Genomic DNA, 23104 nt, shown 5'->3' with positions numbered 1-23104 from the left:
TTCCTCCGTGTTTTTTTGCGGACGTACGGTGAGCGGTGCCGCCTTCGGTGGGCAGCTTCCCGCAGGGGCTCACCCGGCCTTCGCGGGCGGCGGATGCAGGTCGCAGGGGCGTCCGGCCTTGGCGACCTGGCCGGGCACGTCGTGGCCGACGAGGCGGGGCAGGTCCTGCGACAGCTGGATCAGGGCGTCGAGGTCGAGGTCTGTCGGCACGCCCATCTCGTGCGCCATGCTGACGAGATCCTCGGTGCAGATGTTGCCGGTGGCGCCGGGCGCGAACGGGCAGCCGCCGAGCCCGCCGAGCGCCGCGTCGAAGCGCCGGGCGCCCGTGTCGTAGGCGGCCAGCACGTTGGCAAGGCCCAGGCCGCGGGTGTTGTGGAAGTGGAGCGTCAGGCGCCCGGCCCCCACCAGGGGCAGCACCCGGGCGACGAGGCGCGCCACCTGCCGGGGATTGGCCATGCCGGTGGTGTCCGCGAGCGTCACCCCGTCGACGCCGAGCGAGAGGTAGCGCTCCACCTGCGCGACGACCTTGTCGACCGGCTGGTCGCCCTCGAACGGGCAGCCGAAGGCGGTTGCCACCGTGGCGTTGGTGCTGACCGGCGCGCCCTGCACCGCATCCATGATCCGCGCGAAGCCGGCGATCGAGTCGGCCGGGCTCATGCCCATGTTGGCACGGTTGTGGGTCTCGCTCACCGAGGCCACGAGGTTGATCTCGTCGACCTTCGCGGCGAGCGCCCGCTCGGCGCCCTTCGGGTTCGGCACCAGGGCGACGTAGACCGTACCGGGCCGGCGCCGGATTCCGGCAAAGACCTCCGCCGCGTCGGCGAGCGCCGGCACGGCCTTCGGCGAGACGAAGGACGAGACTTCGATCCGGCTGAAGCCCACCTCCGCCAGGGCATCGATCAGGCGGATCTTCTCGTCGGTCGCCACGAAGACGGATTCGATCTGGAAGCCGTCGCGGGTGGCGACCTCCTGCACGATCATCCTGTCGCCGCTCATGCCACCGCTCCCTTCGCGCGCAGGGCCGCGATGCGCTCCGGGTCGAGGCCGAGTTCGGCCAGCACCGCATCCGTGTGGGCGCCGAGCGCCGGGCCCTGCCAGCGGACTTCGCCGGGGGTTTCGGATAGCTTGGGCACGATGCCGGGCATCTTGACCCGGGTCCCGCCGGGCAGCTCCGCCTGGAGGATCATGTCGCGGGCCTGATAGTGCGGATCGGCCACGATGTCGGCCACCGAGTAGATCCGGCCGGCCGGCACGTCGGCGGCATCGAGGGCGGCCAGCGCCTCCTCGACGCTCTTGGACTTCGACCAATCCGCGATCAGGCCATCCAGCATCGCGGATTGCTTCGAGCGGCCGTCGTTGTTGCGCAGCGCCGGATCCTCGGCGAGGTCTGGCCGGCCGATCACCGCCATCAGGCGGCGGAAAATCGGGTCGCTGTTACCGGCGATGACCACGTAGCCGCCGTCCCGGGTCGGGTAGGTGTTCGACGGGGTGATGCCCGGCAGCGCGCCGCCGGTGCGGGTGCGGACCTCGCCCAGGAGATCGTATTCGGGGACGAGGCTCTCCATCACGTTGAACACGCTCTCGACCAGCGAGACGTCGATGACCTGTCCGGCGCCCTGACCGGTCTTGACCCGCAGGAGCGCCATCAACGCGCCGATGACACCGTGCAGCGAGGCCAGGGTGTCACCGATGCTGACACCGACCCGGGCGGGGGGCGCCTCCGGGCTGCCGGTGGTGAAGCGGATGCCGCCCATCGACTCGCCGATGGCGCCGAAGCCCGGCCGGTCGCGGTAGGGGCCGGTCTGGCCGTAGCCCGAGATCCGGACCATCACGAGGTTCGGATTCAGGGCCGAGAGTACGTCCCAGCCGAGGCCGAGCTTCTCCAGGCCACCGGGCCGAAAGTTCTCCACCACCACGTCGGCGCTCGTAGCGAGCCTCTTGACGATGTCGAGCCCCTCGGGCGCCTTCAGATTGACGGCGATCGATTTCTTGTTGCGCGACTGCAGGTACCACCAGAGCGAGGTGCCCTCGTGCATCTTGCGCCATTTGCGCAGCGGGTCGCCCTCGCCGGGGGCCTCGACCTTGACCACGTCGGCGCCGAACTCGGCCATCAGCCGCGTTGCGAACGGCGCGGCGATCAGCTGGCCGAGCTCAAGAACACGGATACCGTTGAGCGGGCCGGACATTCTCTCCTCCATATTTTGTTAACGCATTGAATAGGGCCGTCGCAGGACGGATGTCCAAACACCATCCATCACCCTGCGTTCTCAGGCTGAGAACGCAGGCCCCCGGCGGCGCGGAGGTGGTCGAGCAGCAGCGCGGCGGCTGGGGGCAGGAAGCCGGGGCGGACGACGAGGCTCAGCATGCGCTGCGCCCAGGGGTCGGTGAGCGGCACCGCTGCGAGCCGCATCGACGGTCCGAGCAGGGCGTGGACATGCTCCGGGATGGTCCCGAGCCCCATCCCGACCTGCGCCATCCGGCAGATCGCGTCGAAGCTCGGCACGTGCATGCGCAGGCGCAGCGGCCGGCCGAGGCGCCGGGCCTCGTCCCGCAGGGCCGCGTAGATCGAGCTTTCCACGTGGAGCCCGACATGGTCGTAGTCGAGGGTCTCGGCCAGTGCGATGGCGGTGCGATCGCTCAGGGGATGGCCCTCCGGCACGACCAGGACGAGCCGGTCGGCGCGGTAGGGATAGGCGGTGAGCGTCCGCATATCGCTGCCGCCCGCGCAGATGCCGAGATCGGCGAGCCCCTCCTCGACGCCGGCCACGACGCCGCCGCTCGGGCGCTCCTCCAGATCGACCCGGATCCCGTCCTGCACGGCGAGGAACGCCTGAAGGTCCTCCGGCAGGAATTCCACGATGGCCGAAAGGTTGGCGAGCACCCGCACGAAGCCGCGCACGCCGCTGGCATGTTCGGCAAGTTCTAAGGCGATCTGCTCGGCGCTGGCCAGCATGCGCCGGGTGTGGTGCAGCAGCGTCTCCCCTGCCGGGGTCAGGCGCATGCCGCGGGGCTCCCGGACGAGCAGCGTGCAGCCCAGCGCGTGCTCCAGTTCGGCGAGCCGCTTGCTCACGGCCGACGGGGCGATGGCGGCCCGCCGCGCCGCGCCGTTGAGCGTCCCCTCAGCGCAGATCGCAGCGAACAGGCGCAGCGTCTTCAGGTCGAGGCGGCTCAGGGTCGCCGCAATGGGCGGGCCCGCGGACATCCGGTCTGCCCCGGATCAATCCGGCGAGCCGACAGGCTGGCCGTAGCTGCCGTAGCCGAGCTTCGCCCCCTGCCGGTTGACGCGGCCGAAGCGCATCACCGCCTGTTCAAGGTAATCGATCGCGCCGATGAGATGGGCGCGGGCCGCCGCAATGGTGTCCTCGCCCTCCTCGACCGGCGTCTCGGCGAGCTTCACGGCGGCGATCAGCACCCGGTCGCGCTCGTCCTCGAGCCGCGGATCGCGCTCGACATGGCCGCGCACCCGGGCATCGTAGGCCTCGATGACCGACCAGGGCAGCGCGTCCTTGCCGGAGGGCGCCTGGAAGGCGAGCGCATGGCGCCGTGCGACCGCGCTGGCAGCCCTGACGTGATCGGCGAGCCCTGCATCCATCTCTGACCTCCGCGGCACCCCTTCGAGCGCTGACCGGCCCAGGGGACGTCTCAAGCGACGCCGCTCCGGCACGCGTGCCTGCGCCTGCAGCACAAGGACCGAGAGCTGTTCCGGTTGCAACGCGATCCGGATCCGGCTTCGACGCCCCGAACGCGGGGGCCGCGCACCGTCGGGTCGATCGACAAATCCTCCCCATGCTTGAGCAGGGGGTGGGGCTTACCTTGATGGATCGAATCGGTATCTGTCGGTCTTGTGATCAACGGGCCGGGACTCACCCGGCGGACGGGGAACGGAATGATGATGACCCTGACGGCCGGCGCCCGGCGCCAGCCCTCCGCGGCGCGCCTCATTGGCTTGCTCTCGATCGCCCTCGTGGCCATCGGCCTGTCCGGCTGCGGGGCGATCAACCGGGTGCCGACCCTGCAGGAGCAGGCGAAATCCTCCTGGAGCGAGGTGCAGAACCAGTACCAGCGCCGGGCCGACCTGATCCCCAACCTCGTCGAGACCGTGAAGGGCTACGCTCAGCAGGAGAAGGACGTGCTGATCGGCGTCACCGAGGCGCGCGCCAAGGCGTCGAGCGTGAAGGTCGATGCCTCCACGGTCAGCGACCCGCAAAAGTTCAAGGAGTACCAGGACGCGCAGAACCAGCTCTCCGGCGCGCTCGGACGCCTGCTCGTGACGGTTGAAAAATACCCCGACCTGAAATCGAACCAGAACTTCCTGGCCCTGCAATCGCAGCTGGAGGGCACCGAGAACCGCATCGCGGTGGCCCGGCGCGACTACATCACCGCCGTCCAGGCCTACAACACCGAGGTACGCACGATCCCGGGCCGCTGGATCGCGGCCTTCCTCTATCCCGACGCCAAGCCCATGGAGACCTTCACGGCGACGCCGAACGCCGACCGGCCGCCGAACGTGAAGTTCTAGGAACCGTCCGTGAGCCGAAACATCCCGGTACGGGTGCGGCTCGCCCTGGCGCTCGCCGTCATCGCGGCCTGCCTGGCGTTCTACGCGGTCGGTGCGCTCGCCGCCGAGCTGACCTTCCCGACGCTCACCGGTCGCGTCGTCGATGCGGCCGGCCTCCTCACGCCGGATCAGCGCCACGCGCTCGAAGCCAAGCTGAAGGCGCATGAGGACAAGACCTCGGATCAGGTCGTGGTCGCGACCGTGCCGAACCTCCAGGGCACGACCATCGAGGATTACGCCAACCGCCTGTTCCGGGCCTGGAAGCTCGGGCAGGCCAAGACCAACAACGGTGTCCTCCTCCTGGTGGCGCCGCAGGAGCGCAAGGTCCGCATCGAAGTCGGCTACGGGCTCGAAGGCGCGCTGACCGACGCCCAGTCCCGCACCATCACGGCGAGCGCGATCACGCCGCGCTTCAAGACCGGCGACTGGTATGGCGGGCTCGATGCGGGCGTGGACGGGATCCTGGCGCGGGATGCGCAGGAATGGCAGCGCGCCCCGGAGGCGAAGGACGAGGCGGCCGATCCCGTGCAGGTCGCGATCTTCGTGATCCTGCTCCTGATCGTGGTGACGGTCGCGTGGCGCATGATCCGGCTCGGCAACCGGGCGGGACGCGGCGGCGGCATCGTGATCCTGCCCGGCCCCGGCTCGGGCGGCTGGGGCGGCGGCTTCTCGGATGGGGGGTCTTCGGGCGGGTTCGACGGCGGCTTCTCCGGCGGAGGCGGTTCGTCCGGCGGTGGAGGGGCGTCCGATGGCTGGTAGCCTCGCCAAGGCGCTGACGCCGGAGGCGCGCGCCCGCCTCGCCCGGGTTGTGGCGCGGGCCGAGGCCGGTACGTCCGGCGAGATCGTCGTCATGGTGAGCGCGCGGGCGGGTGCCTACCGCTCGCTCGTCCTCCTGGCGACGCTGGTGGCGGCCTTGGTCCTGCCCTGGCCGCTGATCGCACTCACGTCCTGGGGCGCGGCCGCCATCGTGTTGGCGCAGGCCGCCCTCGTGGCCGTGATCCTCCTGGCGAGCCAGTCCGAGCGGCTGCGTCTCGCCCTCGTGCCGCGCCGCTTGCGCAGCGCCCGCGCCCGGGAGGCGGCGCAGCGGGCCTTCTGGTCCCGGGGCCTGAGCCTGACCCGATCCCGCACCGGCGTGCTGCTCTACCTGTCGCTGGCCGAGCGGCACGCGGAGATCGTAACCGACCTCGGCGTGCTGCGTGAAGTCTCGCCCGCCGCCTGGGACGGCATCCTGGCTGATCTCATCACGGCCCTCGGGCGGGGAGAGATCGAGAGTGGGTTGACGGCGGCGATCAAGGCCATCGGCGGCCGCCTGACGGAGCGTCTGCCCGCCGGGCCCGACGATCCGGACGAGCTGCCGAACCGGGTGATCGTGGTGGAGTGAACGCCGCGCGTTCGCGCGGCCAGCGGTGCCGGCGGGCCTCAACACGGCATCGATCTCCTTTTGCCAAGCTGCGCCCGCCGACGCTGTTTTGTGCGCTGCCGCACGAACCCAGGCCACCGCTGTAACCAAATGGATTTGCGGGCGATTTTCCTTCTGACACCGACGCTGGATCATGTCCGGGTCGCTGCCGGGAGCGGGCGCAGAAACCTCGACAGGGGTGAGGCCGACGCCGCTGGCGTCGCCCGAGGAGGCCGTAATGAAGATCCTGATCGCCGCGACGCCGCTCACCGGCCACGTCAACCCGCTGCTCGCCGTCGGACGCGTCGCGGCCGCGCGGGGTGACGACGTGCTCGTGCTGTCCGACGCACTGTTTCGCGAAACCATCGCGGCGGCGGGCCTGCGCTTCACGGCCTATGCCGACAACGGCTCGGCCACGTTTCGGGAGACCGAGCTGCCGGCGGGCCCCGAACGCTACCGGCGCGAGTTCGAGCGGCGCTTCATCGATCCGATGCCGGATCAGGCGGCCGTGCTGCGTCGGCTGATCGCCGAAGAGGCGCCGGACGTGATCGTGGCCGGCAGCATGTTCCTCGGCGTGCTGCCGCTGCTCCTCGACCCGGCACCGCGACCGCCGATCGTGACCGTCAACGTCAGCTTCCTGTTCCTGGACCGGCCCGACCATGCTCCGGTCGGCCTCGGCCTGCCCCCCGCCCGGGACCGGACCGAGCGCGTCCGCTACGCCGCCCTGAAGGCCGGCATGGACGCGGCCTTCACCAACCCGGTGCGCGCCTACACGGATGGGCAGCTCGCGAGGCTCGACCTGCCGCCGCTGCCGGCCTCGCTGCCGCACTCGATCGTGGTGCTCCCGGATCTGTTCCTCCAGCCGACGGTGCCGGGCTTCGAGTACGATTACGGCGCGCTGCCCCCGGGCCTGCGCTTCATCGGGCTCCTTCAGCCGCCCACCCCGCCGGCGCCCCCGCCGGACTGGTGGCCGGAGCTCGAGGCGGCGAATGCCGCGGGCAAGCCCGTCGTGCTGGTGACGCAGGGGACGCTGGCCAACGCGGATCTCGGCGAGTTGGTCGAGCCGACCCTCGCGGCCCTGGCCGACCGGGACGATCTCCTCGTCCTGGCCACCACCGGCGGGCGGCCCGTCACGGCCCTGCGCGGACCGATCCCCGCCAACACGCGCGTCTCCAGCTTCCTGCCGTTCCGTGATCTGCTGCCGCGGGTGAGCGTGCTTGTGACCAATGGCGGCTACGGCAGCGTCTCGCAGGCGCTCGCCGCCGGAGTCCCGATCGTGTCGGCCGGCCTCACCGAAGACAAGGCCGAGGTGAACGCCCGCGTCGGCTGGTCCGGCGCCGGGATCAACCTCGCCACCAACACGCCGAGCCCGGACGCCCTACGGGAGGCGGTGGCCCGGGTGCTCGCCGAGCCGGCCTTCCGGCAACGCGCCGGCGCGCTTCAGGCGGCCTTTGTCAGCCGCGACGCCGTGGCGGGCATCCTGATGGCGATCGACGACCTCGCCCGCTCCGGGCCGGTGCGGAGCGGCGGAGCGGGCCTCGCGGTGCCGCTGGCCCGGTCGGCCTGAGTCCGGCCGCTCAGGCATGAGACTCAGGCCGCGCGTAGCTGCCGGATCGCGCGCAAAGCCGTCGCCCGCTGCACCTCGAGGCGCCGGATCAGCGGCATCAGATCGGCCCCCGCATGGGCGGCCGCCTCGACCTCCCGGCACAGGCTCGACAGGCCGACGAAGCCCAGAAGACCCGCCGCAGCCACCAGGGCATGGGCGTCGTGGGCGATCTGGCGCCGGTCCGTCTCGCTCGACCGGAACCGCTCAGACAGCTCGTTCGCCAGGAGATCCAGCAACGCGCCGACCCGGTCCGCCCCGAAGCTCGCCTCCATCTCGGTCAGCACCGTGGCGTCGAGGATGGCGGCATCGACCTGCGTGGCCCGGCGCGTCTCCTCCGCCCGCGCCGGGCGCCGGGCGCCGGGTGCGGTCCAGCGGCTGATCGTGGCGAAGAGATCGGCCCGGCGGAACGGCTTGCCGACGTAGTCGTCCATCCCGGACGCGCGCAGCTCCTCGATCTGGGCGGGCAGCACGTTCGCGGTCATGGCCACGATCGGGATGTCGCAGGCCGGCGGCGCGAGCGCGCGGATGCGGCGGGTGGCCGTGAGCCCGTCGACCCGGGGCATCTGGACGTCCATCAGCACCAGATCGTAGGGGCGCCCGCCCGCGACCGCGGCGGCGACCGCCGTGATGGCCTCGGCACCGTCGCCGGCCACCTCCACCGTGTAGCCCTGGGATTCGAGCACCGCGCAGGCCAGCTCTTGGTTGAGCGGCACATCCTCGACCAGGAGAAGGCGCAGGTGTGCGGGATCCGATGGGGCGGCGGCCGCGGTCTGCGTCCGCGGAGGACCGAGACCGGCTGCTGGTTCGATACGCGCCGCGTGGCCCGGGGCCGCTTCGGCGCTCCGCGGCAGGGTCAGGCGGAACCAGAAGGTCGAGCCCTGCCCCTCGCGGCTCTCGACGCCGATCTCGCCGCCCATCAACGTCACGAGGCGGCGGGAGATCGCGAGCCCGAGGCCGGTGCCGCCGAAGCGCCGGCTGATCGAGCCGTCCACCTGGCTGAAGCGCTTGAACAGTCGCTCCTGCTGCGCCGGCGCGATGCCGATGCCGGTATCGGTCACGGCGAAGCGAATGACGTCGCCGGGGCTGCCGTCGGGGGCTGTGCCTGCGCCTTCCCGCTGCACCGTCAGGGTGACGAAGCCCGCCGGCGTGAACTTCACGGCGTTGTTGAGCAGGTTGAGCAGCACCTGCCGCAGGCGGCCGGGGTCGCCGACCACGTGATCCGGGAGCGCCGGGTCGATCCGGCCCTCGATCGCGAGGCCGCTGCGGATCGCGCTGCCGCGCACGATCGAGACCGCGGCGTCGACGGTGGAGACCAGCGGGAAACCGACCGGATCAAGGGTCAGCTCGCCGGCCTCGATCTTGGAGAAGTCGAGGATGTCGTTGACGACGGTGAGGAGCGCCGCGCCGGAGCTCTGGATCAGCTCCAGGCGGCGCCGGTCCTCGTTCTGGAGCGTACCCTCGTCGAGGAGCAGGTCGGCATAGCCGAGGATGCCGTTGAGCGGCGTGCGGATCTCGTGGCTCATGGCGGCCAGGAACTCGCTCTTGGCCGCGCTCGCCCGCTCCGCCTCCGCACGGGCGGCCTCCGCGTCCCGGGTCGCCACCCGCAGGGCCGCCTCGGCCGCCTTGCGCTCGGTGATGTCGAGGTGGAGCCCAACCATGCGCTGCGGCTGCCCCTCGGCCCCGAACACGGTCCGCCCGCGCGCGTAGAGCCAGCGCTCGCCGACCCGGAACTCGGCTGCGTAGGGCGTGGACGTCTCCACCGCCCGCCGGATCTCGTTCCAGACGTCGCCGACATCCTCGAGATGCAGCAGCCCGGTCCAGTCGGCGGCGGTGATCGTGTGGGCGAGGCCGGTCTCCGGCAGCCCGTGCATGCGCGCGCTCTCGGGGCTCAGGGTGGCCAGACCGGTGCGCATGTCCCAGTCCCACGTGCCGGCCTCCGCGGCGTCGAGGGCGATGCCCAGCAGGCCGCGCGCCTCCTCCACGGCGAGGCGGGCCGTCACGATGTCGTCCACGTCGAGGGCGGTGCCGAGCCATTCCAGCACGGCGCCGTCCGCGGGATCGAGGCGGATCGGGATCAGGGAGATCTTGTGCCAGCGGTAGACGCCGTCGCGGCGCTGGATCCGCCACTGACCGTTGAAGCCGACGCCGGTCTCGACCGCCCGGGTCCAGGCCGCCTCCATGGCTGCGGCATCGTCGGGATGGTTGCGGGCCAGGCGCTCGGCCCGCTCCGGACCGATCGGCCCGTAGAAGGCCTGGAACTGCGCGTTGGCGTAGGTCGCCCGTCCGTCGCCGACACCCATGGTCCAGACCAGCAGCGGCAGGGTCTCGGCGAGGCCGCGATAGCGCAGTTCGCTGCGCCGGACCTCGTCCTCGGCGCGGCGCCGCTCGGTCACGTCGATCAGCACGCCGCTCAGGCCGACTGCGCCCTGATCCTCGCGGCAGACGCCGCGGACGACCACGTGGCGGATCGCATCGTCGGGCTGCAGCAGGCGTGCCTCGAAGTCGAAGGGCGCGCGGCGCGCGATCGCCTCGGCCACGATCGCTTCCAGCCGGGCCCGGTCGTCTGGGTGGTAGAGCTGCGCGAAGGCGTCGAGGCGCGGCGGCGGCGTCGCGGGATCGCGGCCGACGATCGCATAGAGACTGGCCGACCAGACCGGCTGGCCGTCGGCGAGATCCACCCGCCAGTTGCCGACGCTCGCCAGTTGCTCGGCCATGGTGAGTTGCTGGTTGGCCGCCTCCTGGGCCCGGGCGCGGGCGTTGATCTCGCGGTGCTGCTCGCGGATCAGCGCCTCGCGGATGGCCGCACGCTCGATCTCCCGCCCGCGGCGGGCGTTGGCTTCGGTGAGCCGCAGATGGGCGAGGACGATCTCGGCGAGGTCGCGGAAGGCGGCCGCCTCGTCGTCCGAGAGCCCGGCGCGCGGTTCCGGATCGATCAGGCAGAAGGTGCCGATCCGCAGGCCCGGCCGCAGGCTCAGCGGCAGGCCTGCGTAGAAGCGGAAGCCGCCCTCCGCGGCGACCCCCGGCATGTCGCGGAAGCGCGGATCGTCCCGGGCATCGGGCACGACCAGCAGGGCGTCGCTGCGGATCGTGTGATCGCAGATGCCGTTCTCGCGCGGGATCGCCCCCGGCAGGTCGATGCAGGGCGTCTTCGGCCACAGCTCCGTCGCGTCGACGAAGTTCACGAGGGCGGTGCGCACCCCGAACAGGCGACGGGCGGCGCGGCAGACGGCGTCGAAATGCGGCTCGGGCGCCGTGCCCAGGATGCCGAGGGCCTGGAGGGATGCGAGCCGCTGCCCCTCGCTGTCCGGCTGTGTGCTCACGTGACCGTCTCCGGATGCGGACCTCCGACCGGCGATCCGCTGGCCCCGGACGAGGGATGGCCCGCCCGGGACCGCGTTACAAGCGCACCCCGATGCGACCGACCCACGCGCAGCCGCGCCGCTTCGAGCGCCCAGACCATCCCGAGCATCATGTAGACGTGGCGCCACTTCTCGATGTCGATCTGGAAGGCCTGCAGGAAGAACATCAGCAGCGCCGGCCAGACGATCTGGGCGTGCGCCCGGAACGGCGACGGCCGCACCAGCAGGCGAAACCCGACGAAGCTCGTCGTCAGCACGAGGCCGATGAACACCGCCCCCCCGAGCCAGCCGCCATTGGCGAAGGAGCCGATGTAGGAATTGTGCGGCTCCAGCCCGAAGACCAGCCGCCAGTGCATCGGCCCCATCCCGAACGGGCGCTCCAGCAGCATGGCGAGGCCCCGGATCTGGTTGCCGAACCGGCCGGTCTCGCCCTGATCGTAATCCTGGGTGAGGGCCGCGCGGGTCTCGAACATCTTGTGCACGTGATCGACCGAGAGCAGGCCGATCACCGCCACGGTGCCGAGCACGAGGGTCGCGAGGGTGAGGAGCACGATGCGGCGACGCAGGCGGATCGAGCGGCTGCCCGCGTAGACCGAGCCCACCATGAGCAGCACCGCGACGGCGCTCCCGCCCCAGGAGCCGCGCGAGAACGAGAGGAAGATGCCGGCCACGATGATCAGCAGGCCCGCGAGCGCGGCCAGCGGCCGGCGCGCCGATCCGGTGAGCAGGCCGTGCATCAGGTAGAGGGCGCCCAGCGTCAGGAAGGAGCCGAACACGTTCGGGTCCTGGAAGGTGCCCGACGCGCGGTCGTACTTGTAGAACAGGTCCTCGATGCCGAGCCATTGCAGGTAGCCGATGATGCCGAGCGCGGCCGAGAACACACAGCTCGCCGTGTAGGCCTTGAGCGCCAGCTCCATCCGCGCGTGGGTGTCGTCCGCGAAGAACATGGCGAAGAAGATGGCGGTGATCGCGAGATAGATCAGCTGGATCGTCCAGGTGACCGGAAATTCCTCGTTGAGGTACGGCAGCAGCGCGCAGACGATCGCCGCGAGGTAGAGCAGCAGCAGGGCGAGCAGCGGCACCATACCCCGGTGCAGGCGCACGCCGAGGCAGAGCCAGAGCAGGATCGTCGGGATCGCCACGGCGTCGTAGGGCGACGTGTCCGAGAACGCGAAGCAGGCGAAGAAGATGAAGGCGGCAAACAGCGCCTTCGCCATCGCCTCGACGGCCACGATGAGCGGGATTCCGGATGCGACGCCGGATGGGGCTCCGGCGGCTGCGCTGTGGGCCATGATACGCGGGCTCCGCGGGCCGAGTACGCAGGCCCGCAGCCGCTAGAGTGGCATTCAATCGTTGAGAATCGGCTTCGGGGCCGAAACCGAGGTGTCCGAGGCTGCGGAGTTGAGGTCTCGGAGCGGCTGGACGCCCCCTCCCCCGCCGAGCTTACGGATCCAAACTTCTCTACCCGCCACCCAAACCTGTCAGGCGAAAGCGCTTTCCCTCCCCCTTGTGGGGAGGGGTAGGGGTGGGGGTGGTTCAGGTTCGAGCGTTCCGGTGCCTCCTACACCACCCCCACCTCCAACTCCTTCCCGCAAGCTTGAGCGACCCCGGGCAAGCCCGGGGTCGCCAGGGGAGGAGAGAACGTCGGCGCAGATGTGTGAACATCATAGCCCGCAGAGGGGGGAGGGCAGCGCGCGGACACCCTCAAGCGACCCTCACACCCGGCAGGCCTCGAACGCCTCCCGGATCGCCACCTCATCGAGGTTGCGCCCGATGAACACCACCCGGGAGACCCGCTTCTCGTCCGGCGCCCAATCCCCCTGCACGTCCCCGTCGAGGATCATGTGCACGCCCTGGAAGACGAAGCGCTTGGGCTCGTTCGGGAAGGCCACGATGCCCTTGCAGCGCAGGATGTCCGGCCCCTGAACCTGCGTCAGGTTCGAGATCCAGGGCATGAATTTTTCCGGATCGACCTCGCCCTCGATCTTCGCCGAGATCGAGCGGATGTCCGAATCGTGATGGTGGTGGTGCCCCTCCTCCAGGAAGTCGGGCTCCACCTCGAGGATGCGGTCGAGATCGAAGGCGTTGCGCTCCAGCACGGCGTCGAGGGGGACGGCGCAGTTCTGCGTCCGGTGGAGCTTGGCCAGGGGATTGATACGGCGGATCTCGGCCTCGACCCGGTCGAGCTCGGCGGGCGCGACGAGGTCGCTCTTGTTGAGCAGGATCACGTCCGCGAAGGCGATCTGGTTCTTGGCCTCGGGGGCGTCCTTCAGACGGTCGGTGAGCCACTTGGCGTCCGCCACCGTCACCACGGCGTCGAGCCGGGCGGCCTCGCCGACATCCTGATCGACGAAGAAGGTCTGGGCCACAGGCGCCGGATCGGCCAGCCCGGTGGTCTCCACGATGATCGCGTCGAACTTGCCCCGGCGCTTCACCAGCCCGTCCATGATCCGGATCAGGTCGCCGCGCACCGTGCAGCAGACGCAGCCGTTGTTCATCTCGAACACTTCCTCGTCGGCGCCGACCACGAGGTCGTTGTCGATGCCGATCTCGCCGAACTCGTTGACGATCACGGCGTAGCGCTTGCCGTGGTTCTCGGTGAGGATCCGATTGAGGAGCGTGGTCTTGCCCGCGCCGAGATAGCCGGTGAGCACGGTGACCGGGATCTTGCCGGAGGTCGATCCAGCTTGGATGCCGGCTTGGGCGGGAGCGGGGGTCGTGTCGGTCATGGCGAAATCTTCGGGTGTGAAGGAGGATCGAGCAAGGCTCGGCCCACGACCGTTGTCATATTGTAACAAATCCCGTCAAAGGAAGACGGCGCCACACGGTTTCGCGACCGGGGCCGCCCATCGATTGCACGTCGGACAAGCTTTGCTCTAGGCACGCGGGGTCGCCGGGGAACACCCGCACGATCCGCCACAGAAAAGCACCAGCGATCGCATTGATAGGGGCGGCGTTCCACGCGAATCCTATCCGCTCGAGTCAGCCGGGTCTCTTTGTCCGGACGCAGAAGAACACATCCATGGACGCCCGAAACCCGCTGGAACAGGACGAGACGATTCTGGCGCCGCCGCGCAGGCGCCGGTTGTCGGGCCCGCTCGTCGTCGTCGTGCTGCTGGCGGCCCTCGGCGGCCTGGCCTTCGCGTTCCCGGACCGCGCCCGCGAGACGGCCTCACATCTCGCCGGCTCGGTGACCGGCCTGTTCGGCAGCGCCAGCAATCCCGATCCGGGCATCGACGCCGTGAAGGCGGGCCCGGTGGAGCGGGTGTTCCGGCCCTCCAAGGAGCAGCGCGCCGCCTTCGAGATCCTGCCGGTGGCCACGCAGATGTTCCGCCCGGAGGGGGCTGCCGAGGGCCGCATCGCGCTCAACGACGACGACAACGTGCCGGTGGTCTCGCCCTATGCGGGCCGGGTGACCAAGGTGCTGGTCCGCGCCGGCGACGACGTGAAGGCCGGCGACGTGCTGCTGACGCTGGAGGCCACCGACATGGTCCAGGCGCAGAACGACTATCAGGCGGCACTGAACAACCTCGGGAAGCAGCAGGCCCTGCTGAAGCTCGACCAGACCATCGCGCAGCGCCAGCAGGAGCTGTTTCAGGCCAAAGCCACGGCGCTCAAGGACTACCAGTCCGCCCAGAACGACGTGATCGCCGCCCAGAGCGACCTGAAGACCGCCGAGGCGGCGCTGGATGCGGTGAAGAACCGCCTGCGCCTGCTCGGCAAGACCGACGCCGAGATCGCCGCCTACGAGAAGAAGGGCACGATGAGCCCGGAGACCCAGATCCGCGCGCCGATCCCCGGCACGATCGTCCAGCGGAAGGTCGGCATCGGGCAGTACCTGTCGGCGTCGAGCGACCCCGTCTTCGTGATCGGCGACCTGTCCACCGTCTGGCTCGTGGCCAACGTGCGCGAGAGCGAGATCCCGAAGATCCGTATCGGCCAGGAGGTCGAGGCCAAGGTCGCGGGCTTCGGCACGCGGGTGTTCAAGGCCCGGGTGAACTACATGGCCTCCAGCCTCGACCCGGCGACGCGCCGGCTCGCCGTGCGCAGCGAGGTCGACAATCCGGACCGGGTGCTGCGACCGGAGATGTTCGCCACCTTCACGATCATCACCGGCAAGGGCGAGCCGAGCCCGAGCATCCCGGTGGCGGCGATCGTGTACGAGGGCGACCGCACCCATGTCTGGGTGGCGCGGCCCGACGGGGCGGTCGAGGCGCGCGACATCAAGCTCGGGCTGATCAACGGCGACAGCGCCCAGGTTGTCGACGGGTTGAAGGCGGGCGAGCAGGTCGTGACCCGCGGCGCCCTGTTCATCGACCGGGCCGCTACCGGCGACAAGGCGTCCTGAGCGAGGATCCGGTCCGATGAACGCCCTGATCGCCTTCTCGCTCCGCCAGCGGGTGCTGGTGGTGCTGCTCTTCGTGGTGATGCTCGGCATCGGCTACGGCGCCTACACCCAGCTCAACATCGAAGCCTATCCCGACCCGGTGCCACCGCTGGTCGACGTGATCACCCAGAACCCGGGCCAGTCCGCCGACGAGATCGAGCGCTACATCACGATTCCGCTCGAGGTGGCGCTCGCCGGCATCCCGAACGCCCAGGTGGTGCGCACCATCTCGCTGTTCGGCCTGTCCGACGTGAAGGTGCAGTTCAACTACGAGTACACGTACGAGGAGGCGCTGCAGCGGGTGCTCAACCGCCTGTCGCAGGCGCCGACCCTGCCGAACGGCGCCACGCCACAGATCTCGCCGACGAGCCCGGTGGGCGAGATCATGCGCTATAAGCTCGTCGGCCCGGCGGGCTACTCGCCCATGGACATGAAGACCCTGCAGGACTGGGTGCTTCAGCGCCGGTTCAAGGCGATCCCCGGGGTGGTCGACGTCACCGCCTTCGGCGGCAAGGCCAAGGAATACGAGATCGCGGTCGATCTGAACCGCCTCCAGGCGCAAGGGCTGACCCTGGTCCAGCTGACCACCGCGCTCAACAACGCCTCGATCAACGTCGGCGGGCAGACGCTCAACGTCGGGCAGCAATCCGCGGTGGTGCGCGGCATCGGCCTGATCCGCGACATGGACGACATCAAGGACACGATGATCAGCCTCGTCAACGGCACGCCGGTGCTGGTGCGCGACGTGGCGGAGGTGCGCGTGTCGAACGCGCCGCGGCTCGGCATCGTCGGCCACGACGATCAGGCCGACGTGGTCGAGGGCATCGTCCTCATGAGCCGCGGCGGCAAGAGCCTGCCGACCCTGGAGCGCGTCGAGGCCGAGATCGACAAGATCAACGGCTCCTCGATCCTGCCGCCCGACGTGAAGATCGAGCGGATCTACGACCGCTCGGGGCTGATCCACACCACCACCCACACGGTAATGCACAACCTCGTGTTCGGCGTGGTGCTGGTCTTCGTGGTGCAGTGGCTGTTCCTCGGCTCGCTTACCAGCGCGATCATCGTGGCGGCCACGATCCCGTTCGCGCTGGGTTTCGCGATCCTGATCCTCGTCGTACGCGGCGATTCGGCGAATCTGCTCTCCCTCGGCGCGATCGATTTCGGCCTGATCGTCGACGCGACGGTGATCATGGTCGAGAACGTTTTCCGCCACATCGCCGAGCCGGACCACGTGAAGGGCGAGGCGCCGCCTGACGGCCTGACCGGTCGGCTCGGCACCATCGCGGTGGCCGGACGCGAGGTGAACCGGGCGATCTTCTTCTCGGCGACCATCATCATCGTCGGCTTCCTGCCGCTGTTCACGATGACCGGCGTCGAGGGCCACATCTTCGGCCCGATGGCCAAGACCTACGCGTACGCCCTGATCGGCGGGTTGCTCGCCACCTTCACGGTCTCGCCCGCGCTGTCGGCCCTGATGCTGCCCAAGAAGCTGGAGGAGCGCGACACCCTGATCGTGCGGGCGCTGCGGGTCGGGCACGAGGCGGCCTTGCGCTTCGGCCTGAAGAACCGGGTCCTGGCGATCGGCGTGATGCTGGCGGTGCTGCTCGTCTCGGGGCTGGCGGCGCGCAACCTCGGCCTCGAATTCCTGCCGCGGCTCGAGGAGGGCAACCTCTACGTGCGCGGCACCATGCCATCCTCGATCTCTCTGGAGGCCGGCAACGCCTACGTCCAGCGCATGCGCAAGATCTTCCAGGAGGTGCCGGAGGTCGTCACCGTGCTGTCCCACCAGGGCCGGCCGAGCGACGGCACCGACGCCACCGGCTTCTTCAACGTCGAGATCCTGGCCCCGCTCAAGCCGATCGACCAGTGGCGCAAGGGCCTCGACAAGGAGACGCTGATCTCCACCCTGAGCAAGCAGCTCGAATCCGAGTTCCCCGGCATCGAGTTCAACTTCTCCCAGTATATCGAGGACAACGTCCAGGAAGCGGCCTCGGGCGTGAAGGGCGAGAACTCGGTCAAGATCTACGGCAGCGACCTCGCGCAGCTGACCAAGACCGCCAACGCCGTGAAGGCGGCGCTGGCCACCGTGCAGGGCGTCACCGACCTGTCGGTGTTCGAGTCGCTGGGCCAGCCGACCGTGCGGATCGATGTCGACCGCCACAAGGCGGCCCGCTACGGCCTGTCGATCGGCGACGTGAACACCACGATCCAGGCGGCGATCGGCGGCCAGACCGCGGGCGATCTCTACGAGTACGGCTCCGACCGGCATTTCCCCATGCGGGTGCGGCTCGCCAAGGAATACCGCTCGTCGCTGGCCGGCATCCGCAACATCGCGGTCGGCGCCCAGAACCCGAACGGCGGCGTGATCCAGGTGCCGCTCTCCGAGATCGCCGACGTGGACCTCGTCTCGGGCGCCTCGTTCATCTACCGCGAGGACCAGGAGCGCTACATCCCGGTGAAGTTCTCGGTGCGCGGGCGCGATCTCGGCAGCGCGGTGATCGAGGCGCAGCGCAAGGTCGCGGAGGCGGTGGACCTGCCGCCGGGCTACCGGCTGGAATGGGTCGGGCAGTTCACCAACCTGCAGGAGGCGGCGACCCGGCTGAGCCTCGTGGTACCGATCACGCTGCTGCTGATCGCTCTGCTCCTCTACATCAACTTCTCGTCGGTAGCCGACATGCTGCTGACCCTGTCGGTGATCCCGATGGCGATGATCGGCGGCATCTTCGCCCTGTCGGTGACAGGCACGCCGTTCTCGATCTCGGCGGCGATCGGATTCATCGCCCTGTTCGGCATCTCGACCATGGAGGGCGTGATCCTGCTCGCCTATTACAACCAGCTCCTCGACGAGGGCTGGAAGAAGCAGGAAGCGGTCTGGCACGCCGCCGTGGTGCGCATGCGCCCGGTGATGATGACCTGCGTGGCCGCCTGCGTCGGCCTGCTGCCGGCGGCGGTGTCCACCGGCATCGGCTCCCAAGTGCAGAAGCCCCTGGCGCTGGTGGTGGTCGGCGGCATCATCCTGGCGCCGAACCTGATCCTCGTGGTCGTGCCGGTGCTGATTTCCCTGTTCTCCCGCCGCAAGCCGAACCCGGACGCGCTGGCGCGCACCGAGCATCGGGCCGCCGCGTGATCCCCTCGACGACGGGTGCGTGGCGCGTTGCCGGCGCGCCACAACGGACGCTCCGCTTGCGCCATCTGGAGACAGCTGCATTGACTTGGATGCGCGCGGCGCCGCTCTACCGGAGCGAGGCTTCCGGGGGCGGAATGGTGATGGGTGCGCCGAAACGGTGCGGACGGGCGGTCGCGGTGCTCGCCGCATCCCTGTCCCTGTCGGCCTGCGCGGTCGGACCGAACTACGTGCCGCCGGAGGACCCGGTGGTCAGCCGCTACACCAAGGAGCCGCTGAAGAACCCCTCGGCCGCCGATGCCGTCCGCACCCGGCAGGGTGGATCGGCCGATCAGAGCTTCGTCTCCGGCGCCGACATCCCCGGCTCGTGGTGGACCCTGTTCCACTCGAAGGCGCTGAACCGCGTCGTCGAGCAGGCGCTTGCCAACAACCCGACGCTGGAGGCCGCCCAGGCCTCGCTTCGGATCGCCCAGCAGAACGTGCTGGCCCAGAAGGGCACGCTCTATCCGAGCCTGACCGCGAACCCGCAGGTCCAGGGCTTCCTGGCGCCTGGCCTCGACCTGCAATCGCCACTCAACAACGTGAACCAGTACCTCTACAGCCTGTCCACCCCGCAGGCGGTGGTCGCCTACAATCCGGACGTGTTCGGCGGGAACCGCCGCCAGATCGAATCGCTCGAGGCCACCACCGAGAACCAGCGCTTCCAGCTGGAGGCGGCCTATCTCAGCCTCACCGGCAACGTCGTCGCCGCCGCGATCCAGGAGGCGTCGCTCCGGGCACAGATCGAGGCGACCCGCCGGGTGATCCAGGCGCAGACCGAGATCCTTCAACTCTACAACAAGCAGCTGTCGCTCGGTCAGATCGCCGGCGCCGACGTGGTGCAGCAGCAGGCGGCGCTGGCCCTGTCGCAGCAGCTCCTGCCGCCGCTGGAGAAGGCGCTGGCGCAGCAGCGCAACCTGCTGACCGCGTTGGCCGGACGCCTGCCCTCGGACGAGGTCAGCGAGACCTTCGAACTCTCGGCCCTGCGCCTGCCGACCAAGCTGCCGGTGAGCCTGCCCTCGCGGCTGGTGCAGCAGCGGCCGGACGTGAAGGCCGCCGAGGCGCTGGTCCAGCAGGCGAGCGCCAGTGTCGGCGTCGCCGTGGCCAACCGCCTGCCGCAGTTCAACCTGACGGCGACCGGCGGATCGAGCGCCACGCGGATCGCGCAGGTGACCAACCCGGGCGCGGCCTTCTTCACGATCATCGGGCAGGCGACCGCTCCGATCTTCGATGCCGGCACCCTGTTCCGCCGCCAGCGGGCGGCGGAGGAGACGCTGACGCAGGCACAGGCGCAGTACAAGGCGACGGTGATCACCGCCTTCCAGAACGTCGCCGACGCCCTGCGGGCCCTCCAGGCCGACGCGAAGGCGGTGGCGGCCGCGGATGCCGCGGTGAGCGCCACCAACCAGAGCCTCGGGCTGATCCGCAAGCAGTACACGGCAGGCGCCGTCACCTCCTCGCAGGTGCTGATCGCCCAGCAGGGCTATCTCTCGGCGCTTGTCACCTCGGCGGGTGCGCGGGCGACGCAATACGCCGACACGGCCGCCCTGTTCGTGGCGCTCGGCGGCGGCTGGTGGAACCGCGTGGATGTCGCGCCGCCGCCACCCGAGACGGATCCGCTCAAGATCCTCTGACGCGCGGACGGATCAACTCGCGGTTTCGAAAGGTCGCGATCCTTCGCGGTCCCAGGGCGGAGCCCTGGTCCTCGTCTCAGGGCCAGATATTTCGGGATTTTGCCTCAGAACCCGCCAAAGGGCACGCCCTTTGGGAACCCCGAACCTGCCTCAGACAGGCCCTCAGGCGTACATCGCGATGGCGTCCTGCAGCATCTGGTCGGCGGTGCTCATGACCTTGGTGTTGGCCGTGTAGGCCTGCTGCGTCTCGATCATCTTCGAGAACTGGTCCGCGATGCCGGCATTGGACTGCTCGATCGCGCCGGCCTTCAGGGTCGCGCCGTTGAGGCCGTAGCTCGGCGTCTCGGACTGGCCGTTGGCCACGTAGGCGCCACCGTCGAGGGAGGTCAGGTTCTCCTGGGTGCCGAACTGCGCCAGCGTCAGGGAGCCGAGCGGCACGGTGCTGCCATCCGCGGCGGTGCCGGTGATGGCGCCCGCGGAGGAGACCGACAAGTCCGCCAGGGTGTTGGCGCCGGTTGGCACCGTGACCGGCGCCGTCGCCGAAGGACCCGCGAACAGGTAGTAGCCGGCGCCGTTGGTGAGGTAGCCGTTGGCATCCGGGGCGAAGTCGCCGCGCCGCGTGTAGGCGGTCTGGCCGGTGAAGGTCGGGCTCTCATCGGTGCCGGTGTTGGCCCGGACGATGAAGTAGCCGTTGCCCGAGATGCCGAGGTTGGTCGAGACCCCGGTGGATTGCATCGTGCCCTGGATACCCAGCGTATCGCGCGTGCTGCTGGCCACGCCGCCCGACTGCTGTGGGCCGCGCTGCGTCTGAGCCAGCATGTCGGCGAAGTGCGTCTCGGTGGTCTTGAACCCCGCCGTCTGCGTGTTGGCGATGTTGCCCGAGATGTTGTTGAGCGCCAGCGACTGGGCCGAGGCGCCGGAAATCGAGTTCGCGAGCGCGGCGTAGAGGCTCATCGGGGTCTCCGTGCGTCGGAGCGGCAAGGTATCGGAGCGGCAACACGCCATCCGACCGGCACCATAAGCGCCCAGCATGGTTAACCGGCGGTGTGTTGCCGGCCGCCGCGGGTCGGCCCGATCACGCGCCGATGACGCTCAGCACGATCTCCCGCCGGTGCGGCCGGTCGCGGTGCTCGATCAGATAGATCCCCTGCCACGTGCCCAGCGCCAGCCGGCCGTCGACCAAAGGGATGCTCAGGGCCGAATCGGTGACCAGCGTGCGGATATGGGCCGGCATGTCGTCCGGCCCCTCGGCGCCGTGGACGTAGCCGGCATGACGGGGGGCAAGGCTGTCGAGGGCGGTCATCAGGTCGGTCTGCACGTCGGGGTCGGCGTTCTCCTGGATGGTGAGCGAGGCCGAGGTGTGCCGGCAAAAGACCGTCACCAGCCCGTCCCGGATCCCGCTGCCGTGCACGAACGCGGCCACCGCGGCGGTGAAATCCGTAAATCCCTGTCCGGCGGTCGCGATGGTGAGCCGCCCGCTGGCGTGGCGCTCCACCGCACCCGAGGCCAGCGTTTCCACCGGACCGATCTGGCCCGGCCCCCTGCCCTGTCTCATGCGTTCGTCTCCAGCAAAGCCGCCCCGGGCGCGATCTCGCGCTCGCCCCGGGCGAGGATGCGCTCCAGCACGTCGATCCGGTCGGCCTCCGCGGGGGGCTTGTCCCAACGGATCCGGCTGACCCGGGGGAAGCGCATCGCCACCCCGGATTTGTGCCGGGTCGAGCGTTGCACGCCCTCGAAGGCGATTTCCAGCACGAGCCCGGCCTCCTGCCCGTGCGCAACCTCGCGCACCGGGCCGAAGCGCTTGGTCGTGTTGTTGCGGACGTAGCGATCGAGCTTGGCCAGTTCCGCGTCGGTGAAGCCGTGATAGGCCTTGCCCACCGGCACCAGCTCGTCGCCACCCTCGGGTGCCTCCCGCCAGACCCCGAACGTGTAGTCCGAATAGAAGGACGAGCGCTTCCCGTGGCCGCGCTGGGCGTACATCATCACGGCATCGACCACGTGCGGCTCGCGCTTCCACTTCCACCACGGTCCCTTCGGGCGGCCCGGCAGGTAGGGGCTGGTGCGGCGCTTGAGCATGATGCCCTCGATGGCATCGGCATCGTCGCCCGCCCCCACCGAGGCCGGATCGGCCCGGGCGGCAGCGAGCGCCTCCCAATCGGCGAAGGGCACCAGCGGCGAGATGTCGACGCGCGCATGGTCGAGGCGCGTGACCAGGGCCTCCAGCTTCGCCCGCCGCTCGACGAACGGATCGGCCCGCAGGTCGTCGCCATCCAGCGTCAGCAGATCGTAGGCCCGCACATGGGCAGGGAATTCTTCCAAGAGCTTGGCCGTCACCGCCTTCCGGTTCAGGCGCTGCTGCAGCACGTTGAAGCTCTGCACCCGGCGTTCGCGCAGGATCAGCAATTCGCCGTCGAGCGTGCCGGTGAAGGTGATCGCCTCGGCGAGATCGGGGAACGCCCCGGTGATGTCCTCGCCGGTGCGGGAATACACCTTTCCGACCTGCTCCCCCGCCCGGTCGCGACCGCCGACGAGCTGGACGCGGATGCCGTCCCACTTCCACTCGGCCGAGAACGCCTCCGGCTCCAGCTTGTCGAGGTCGGCCTCCTCCTCGATCGGGTGGGACAGCATCGGCGGTCGGAACGGCGCCGGGTTCAGGGTCTCGGGCCGCGCGGCCCGGCCCTCGACCCAGGCGAACAGGGTCTCGAACGGGGGCGTCAGCCCATGCCAGACCTCCTCGACCGCATCGGCATCGTGGCCGCCCAACGCGCCGACCGCCGTCTTGGCGAGCCGCGCCGAGACGCCGACCCGGAGATTGCCGGTGACGAGCTTCAGGAGCGCCCAGCGCCCGGTCTCGTCGAGGGCGTCGAGCCAGTCGGCGAGGTGGCGGGGGAGTTCGCGCTTGGGAATGGTCGCGAGGGTTTTTACGACTTCGGCCAGGGTCGGGACGTGCGGGGGCGGGTTATTATGGCCGATTCCCACCCGCGCATCCCCTCCCCCC

17 protein-coding genes are annotated in these 23104 nt (G+C 69.9%); 7 read left to right on the top strand and 10 right to left on the bottom strand.

Features of this window, described 5'->3' with window-relative positions:
- Positions 1-69 precede the first annotated feature (69 nt).
- From OXS49_RS23115 to OXS49_RS23100, 4 genes are all read right to left on the bottom strand, one after another.
- A complete protein-coding gene (locus OXS49_RS23115; protein ID WP_244004594.1) occupies positions 70-996 on the bottom strand; it encodes a hydroxymethylglutaryl-CoA lyase in 927 nt (308 codons plus the stop codon).
- Entirely contained in the window at positions 993-2186 is a 1194-nt protein-coding gene (locus OXS49_RS23110; protein ID WP_267426964.1) for a CaiB/BaiF CoA-transferase family protein, read from the bottom strand. The genes OXS49_RS23115 and OXS49_RS23110 overlap by 4 nt, the downstream gene beginning before the upstream one ends.
- 68 nt (positions 2187-2254) lie before the next feature.
- A complete protein-coding gene (locus tag OXS49_RS23105) occupies positions 2255-3202 on the bottom strand; it encodes a LysR substrate-binding domain-containing protein (RefSeq protein ID WP_267426963.1) in 948 nt (315 codons plus the stop codon).
- A gap of 15 nt (positions 3203-3217) precedes the next feature.
- Complete coding sequence (locus tag OXS49_RS23100) at positions 3218-3592, bottom strand: hypothetical protein (protein ID WP_244004588.1); 375 nt, start codon at positions 3590-3592, stop codon at positions 3218-3220.
- Positions 3593-3886: 294 nt separating this feature from the next.
- Between OXS49_RS23100 and OXS49_RS23095 the strand changes: the two genes are divergently transcribed.
- From OXS49_RS23095 to OXS49_RS23080, 4 genes are all read left to right on the top strand, one after another.
- Complete coding sequence (locus OXS49_RS23095; protein WP_267426959.1) at positions 3887-4519, top strand: LemA family protein; 633 nt, start codon at positions 3887-3889, stop codon at positions 4517-4519.
- 45 nt (positions 4520-4564) lie between these two features.
- Entirely contained in the window at positions 4565-5317 is a 753-nt protein-coding gene (locus OXS49_RS23090) for a YgcG family protein (RefSeq protein ID WP_267426969.1), read from the top strand.
- The gene (locus OXS49_RS23085; protein WP_267426958.1) at positions 5307-5939 is read left to right on the top strand and encodes a TPM domain-containing protein; all 633 of its coding nucleotides are present in this window, start codon (positions 5307-5309) and stop codon (positions 5937-5939) included. Before OXS49_RS23090 ends, OXS49_RS23085 begins: the two co-directional genes overlap by 11 nt.
- Before the next feature lie 256 nt (positions 5940-6195).
- On the top strand, positions 6196-7524 hold the full coding sequence (locus OXS49_RS23080) for a nucleotide disphospho-sugar-binding domain-containing protein (RefSeq protein ID WP_267426957.1): 1329 nt from the start codon (positions 6196-6198) through the stop codon (positions 7522-7524).
- Positions 7525-7547: 23 nt separating this feature from the next.
- Here the strand turns inward: OXS49_RS23080 and OXS49_RS23075 are convergent, their stop codons facing one another.
- The 3 genes from OXS49_RS23075 to OXS49_RS23065 form a co-directional block, all read right to left on the bottom strand.
- Entirely contained in the window at positions 7548-10883 is a 3336-nt protein-coding gene (locus OXS49_RS23075; protein WP_267426956.1) for an ATP-binding protein, read from the bottom strand.
- Positions 10880-12214, bottom strand: coding sequence for an O-antigen ligase family protein (locus OXS49_RS23070; protein WP_244004576.1), 1335 nt, complete (start codon positions 12212-12214; stop codon positions 10880-10882). Before OXS49_RS23070 ends, OXS49_RS23075 begins: the two co-directional genes overlap by 4 nt.
- Positions 12215-12637: 423 nt before the next feature.
- A complete protein-coding gene (locus OXS49_RS23065) occupies positions 12638-13651 on the bottom strand; it encodes a GTP-binding protein (protein ID WP_244004574.1) in 1014 nt (337 codons plus the stop codon).
- Positions 13652-13944: 293 nt separating this feature from the next.
- Here OXS49_RS23065 and OXS49_RS23060 point away from each other — a divergent pair, with 293 nt between their 5' ends.
- The 3 genes from OXS49_RS23060 to OXS49_RS23050 all read left to right on the top strand — a co-directional run bounded on the left by OXS49_RS23060 (position 13945) and on the right by OXS49_RS23050 (position 20106).
- The gene (locus OXS49_RS23060) at positions 13945-15270 is read left to right on the top strand and encodes an efflux RND transporter periplasmic adaptor subunit (RefSeq protein WP_267426955.1); all 1326 of its coding nucleotides are present in this window, start codon (positions 13945-13947) and stop codon (positions 15268-15270) included.
- A gap of 16 nt (positions 15271-15286) precedes the next feature.
- Positions 15287-18436: a CusA/CzcA family heavy metal efflux RND transporter gene (locus OXS49_RS23055; protein WP_244004570.1), complete on the top strand. Its 3150-nt coding sequence runs from the start codon at positions 15287-15289 to the stop codon at positions 18434-18436.
- A 134-nt stretch (positions 18437-18570) separates the two neighbouring features.
- On the top strand, positions 18571-20106 hold the full coding sequence (locus tag OXS49_RS23050; protein ID WP_346016969.1) for an efflux transporter outer membrane subunit: 1536 nt from the start codon (positions 18571-18573) through the stop codon (positions 20104-20106).
- A 162-nt stretch (positions 20107-20268) separates the two neighbouring features.
- Here OXS49_RS23050 and OXS49_RS23045 read toward each other — a convergent pair whose 3' ends face one another.
- The 3 genes from OXS49_RS23045 to OXS49_RS23035 form a co-directional block, all read right to left on the bottom strand.
- Positions 20269-21060, bottom strand: a complete 792-nt coding sequence (locus tag OXS49_RS23045; protein WP_243921670.1) for a flagellar hook basal-body protein — start codon at positions 21058-21060, stop codon at positions 20269-20271.
- Between the two features lie 121 nt (positions 21061-21181).
- The gene (locus OXS49_RS23040) at positions 21182-21661 is read right to left on the bottom strand and encodes a secondary thiamine-phosphate synthase enzyme YjbQ (protein WP_267426949.1); all 480 of its coding nucleotides are present in this window, start codon (positions 21659-21661) and stop codon (positions 21182-21184) included.
- Positions 21658-23104 (bottom strand): cisplatin damage response ATP-dependent DNA ligase (locus OXS49_RS23035; RefSeq protein ID WP_267426947.1); only part of this gene is annotated, 1447 nt, incomplete at its 5' end. The genes OXS49_RS23040 and OXS49_RS23035, both read right to left, overlap by 4 nt.

It is taken from the genome of Methylobacterium sp. GC_Met_2, from assembly GCF_026540795.1.
Lineage (GTDB): Bacteria > Pseudomonadota > Alphaproteobacteria > Rhizobiales > Beijerinckiaceae > Methylobacterium.
The sequence above is the reverse complement of the archived record's forward strand: the minus strand, read 5'-3'. Positions and strand labels throughout refer to the sequence as shown.

Excerpts from the sequence above, each read along its gene's own strand:
- OXS49_RS23110 (WP_267426964.1), bottom strand. The coding sequence starts at position 2,186 with ATGTCCGGCCCGCTCAACGGTATCCGTGTTCTTGAGCTCGGCCAGCTG.
- OXS49_RS23100 (WP_244004588.1), bottom strand. The coding sequence starts at position 3,592 with ATGGATGCAGGGCTCGCCGATCACGTCAGGGCTGCCAGCGCGGTCGCA.
- OXS49_RS23055 (WP_244004570.1), top strand. The coding sequence starts at position 15,287 with ATGAACGCCCTGATCGCCTTCTCGCTCCGCCAGCGGGTGCTGGTGGTG.
- OXS49_RS23095 (WP_267426959.1), top strand. The coding sequence starts at position 3,887 with ATGATGATGACCCTGACGGCCGGCGCCCGGCGCCAGCCCTCCGCGGCG.
- OXS49_RS23070 (WP_244004576.1), bottom strand. The coding sequence starts at position 12,214 with ATGGCCCACAGCGCAGCCGCCGGAGCCCCATCCGGCGTCGCATCCGGA.
- OXS49_RS23050 (WP_346016969.1), top strand. The coding sequence starts at position 18,571 with ATGGTGATGGGTGCGCCGAAACGGTGCGGACGGGCGGTCGCGGTGCTC.
- OXS49_RS23115 (WP_244004594.1), bottom strand. The coding sequence starts at position 996 with ATGAGCGGCGACAGGATGATCGTGCAGGAGGTCGCCACCCGCGACGGC.
- OXS49_RS23080 (WP_267426957.1), top strand. The coding sequence starts at position 6,196 with ATGAAGATCCTGATCGCCGCGACGCCGCTCACCGGCCACGTCAACCCG.
- OXS49_RS23065 (WP_244004574.1), bottom strand. The coding sequence starts at position 13,651 with ATGACCGACACGACCCCCGCTCCCGCCCAAGCCGGCATCCAAGCTGGA.
- OXS49_RS23040 (WP_267426949.1), bottom strand. The coding sequence starts at position 21,661 with ATGAGACAGGGCAGGGGGCCGGGCCAGATCGGTCCGGTGGAAACGCTG.
- OXS49_RS23045 (WP_243921670.1), bottom strand. The coding sequence starts at position 21,060 with ATGAGCCTCTACGCCGCGCTCGCGAACTCGATTTCCGGCGCCTCGGCC.
- OXS49_RS23105 (WP_267426963.1), bottom strand. The coding sequence starts at position 3,202 with ATGTCCGCGGGCCCGCCCATTGCGGCGACCCTGAGCCGCCTCGACCTG.
- OXS49_RS23060 (WP_267426955.1), top strand. The coding sequence starts at position 13,945 with ATGGACGCCCGAAACCCGCTGGAACAGGACGAGACGATTCTGGCGCCG.
- OXS49_RS23085 (WP_267426958.1), top strand. The coding sequence starts at position 5,307 with ATGGCTGGTAGCCTCGCCAAGGCGCTGACGCCGGAGGCGCGCGCCCGC.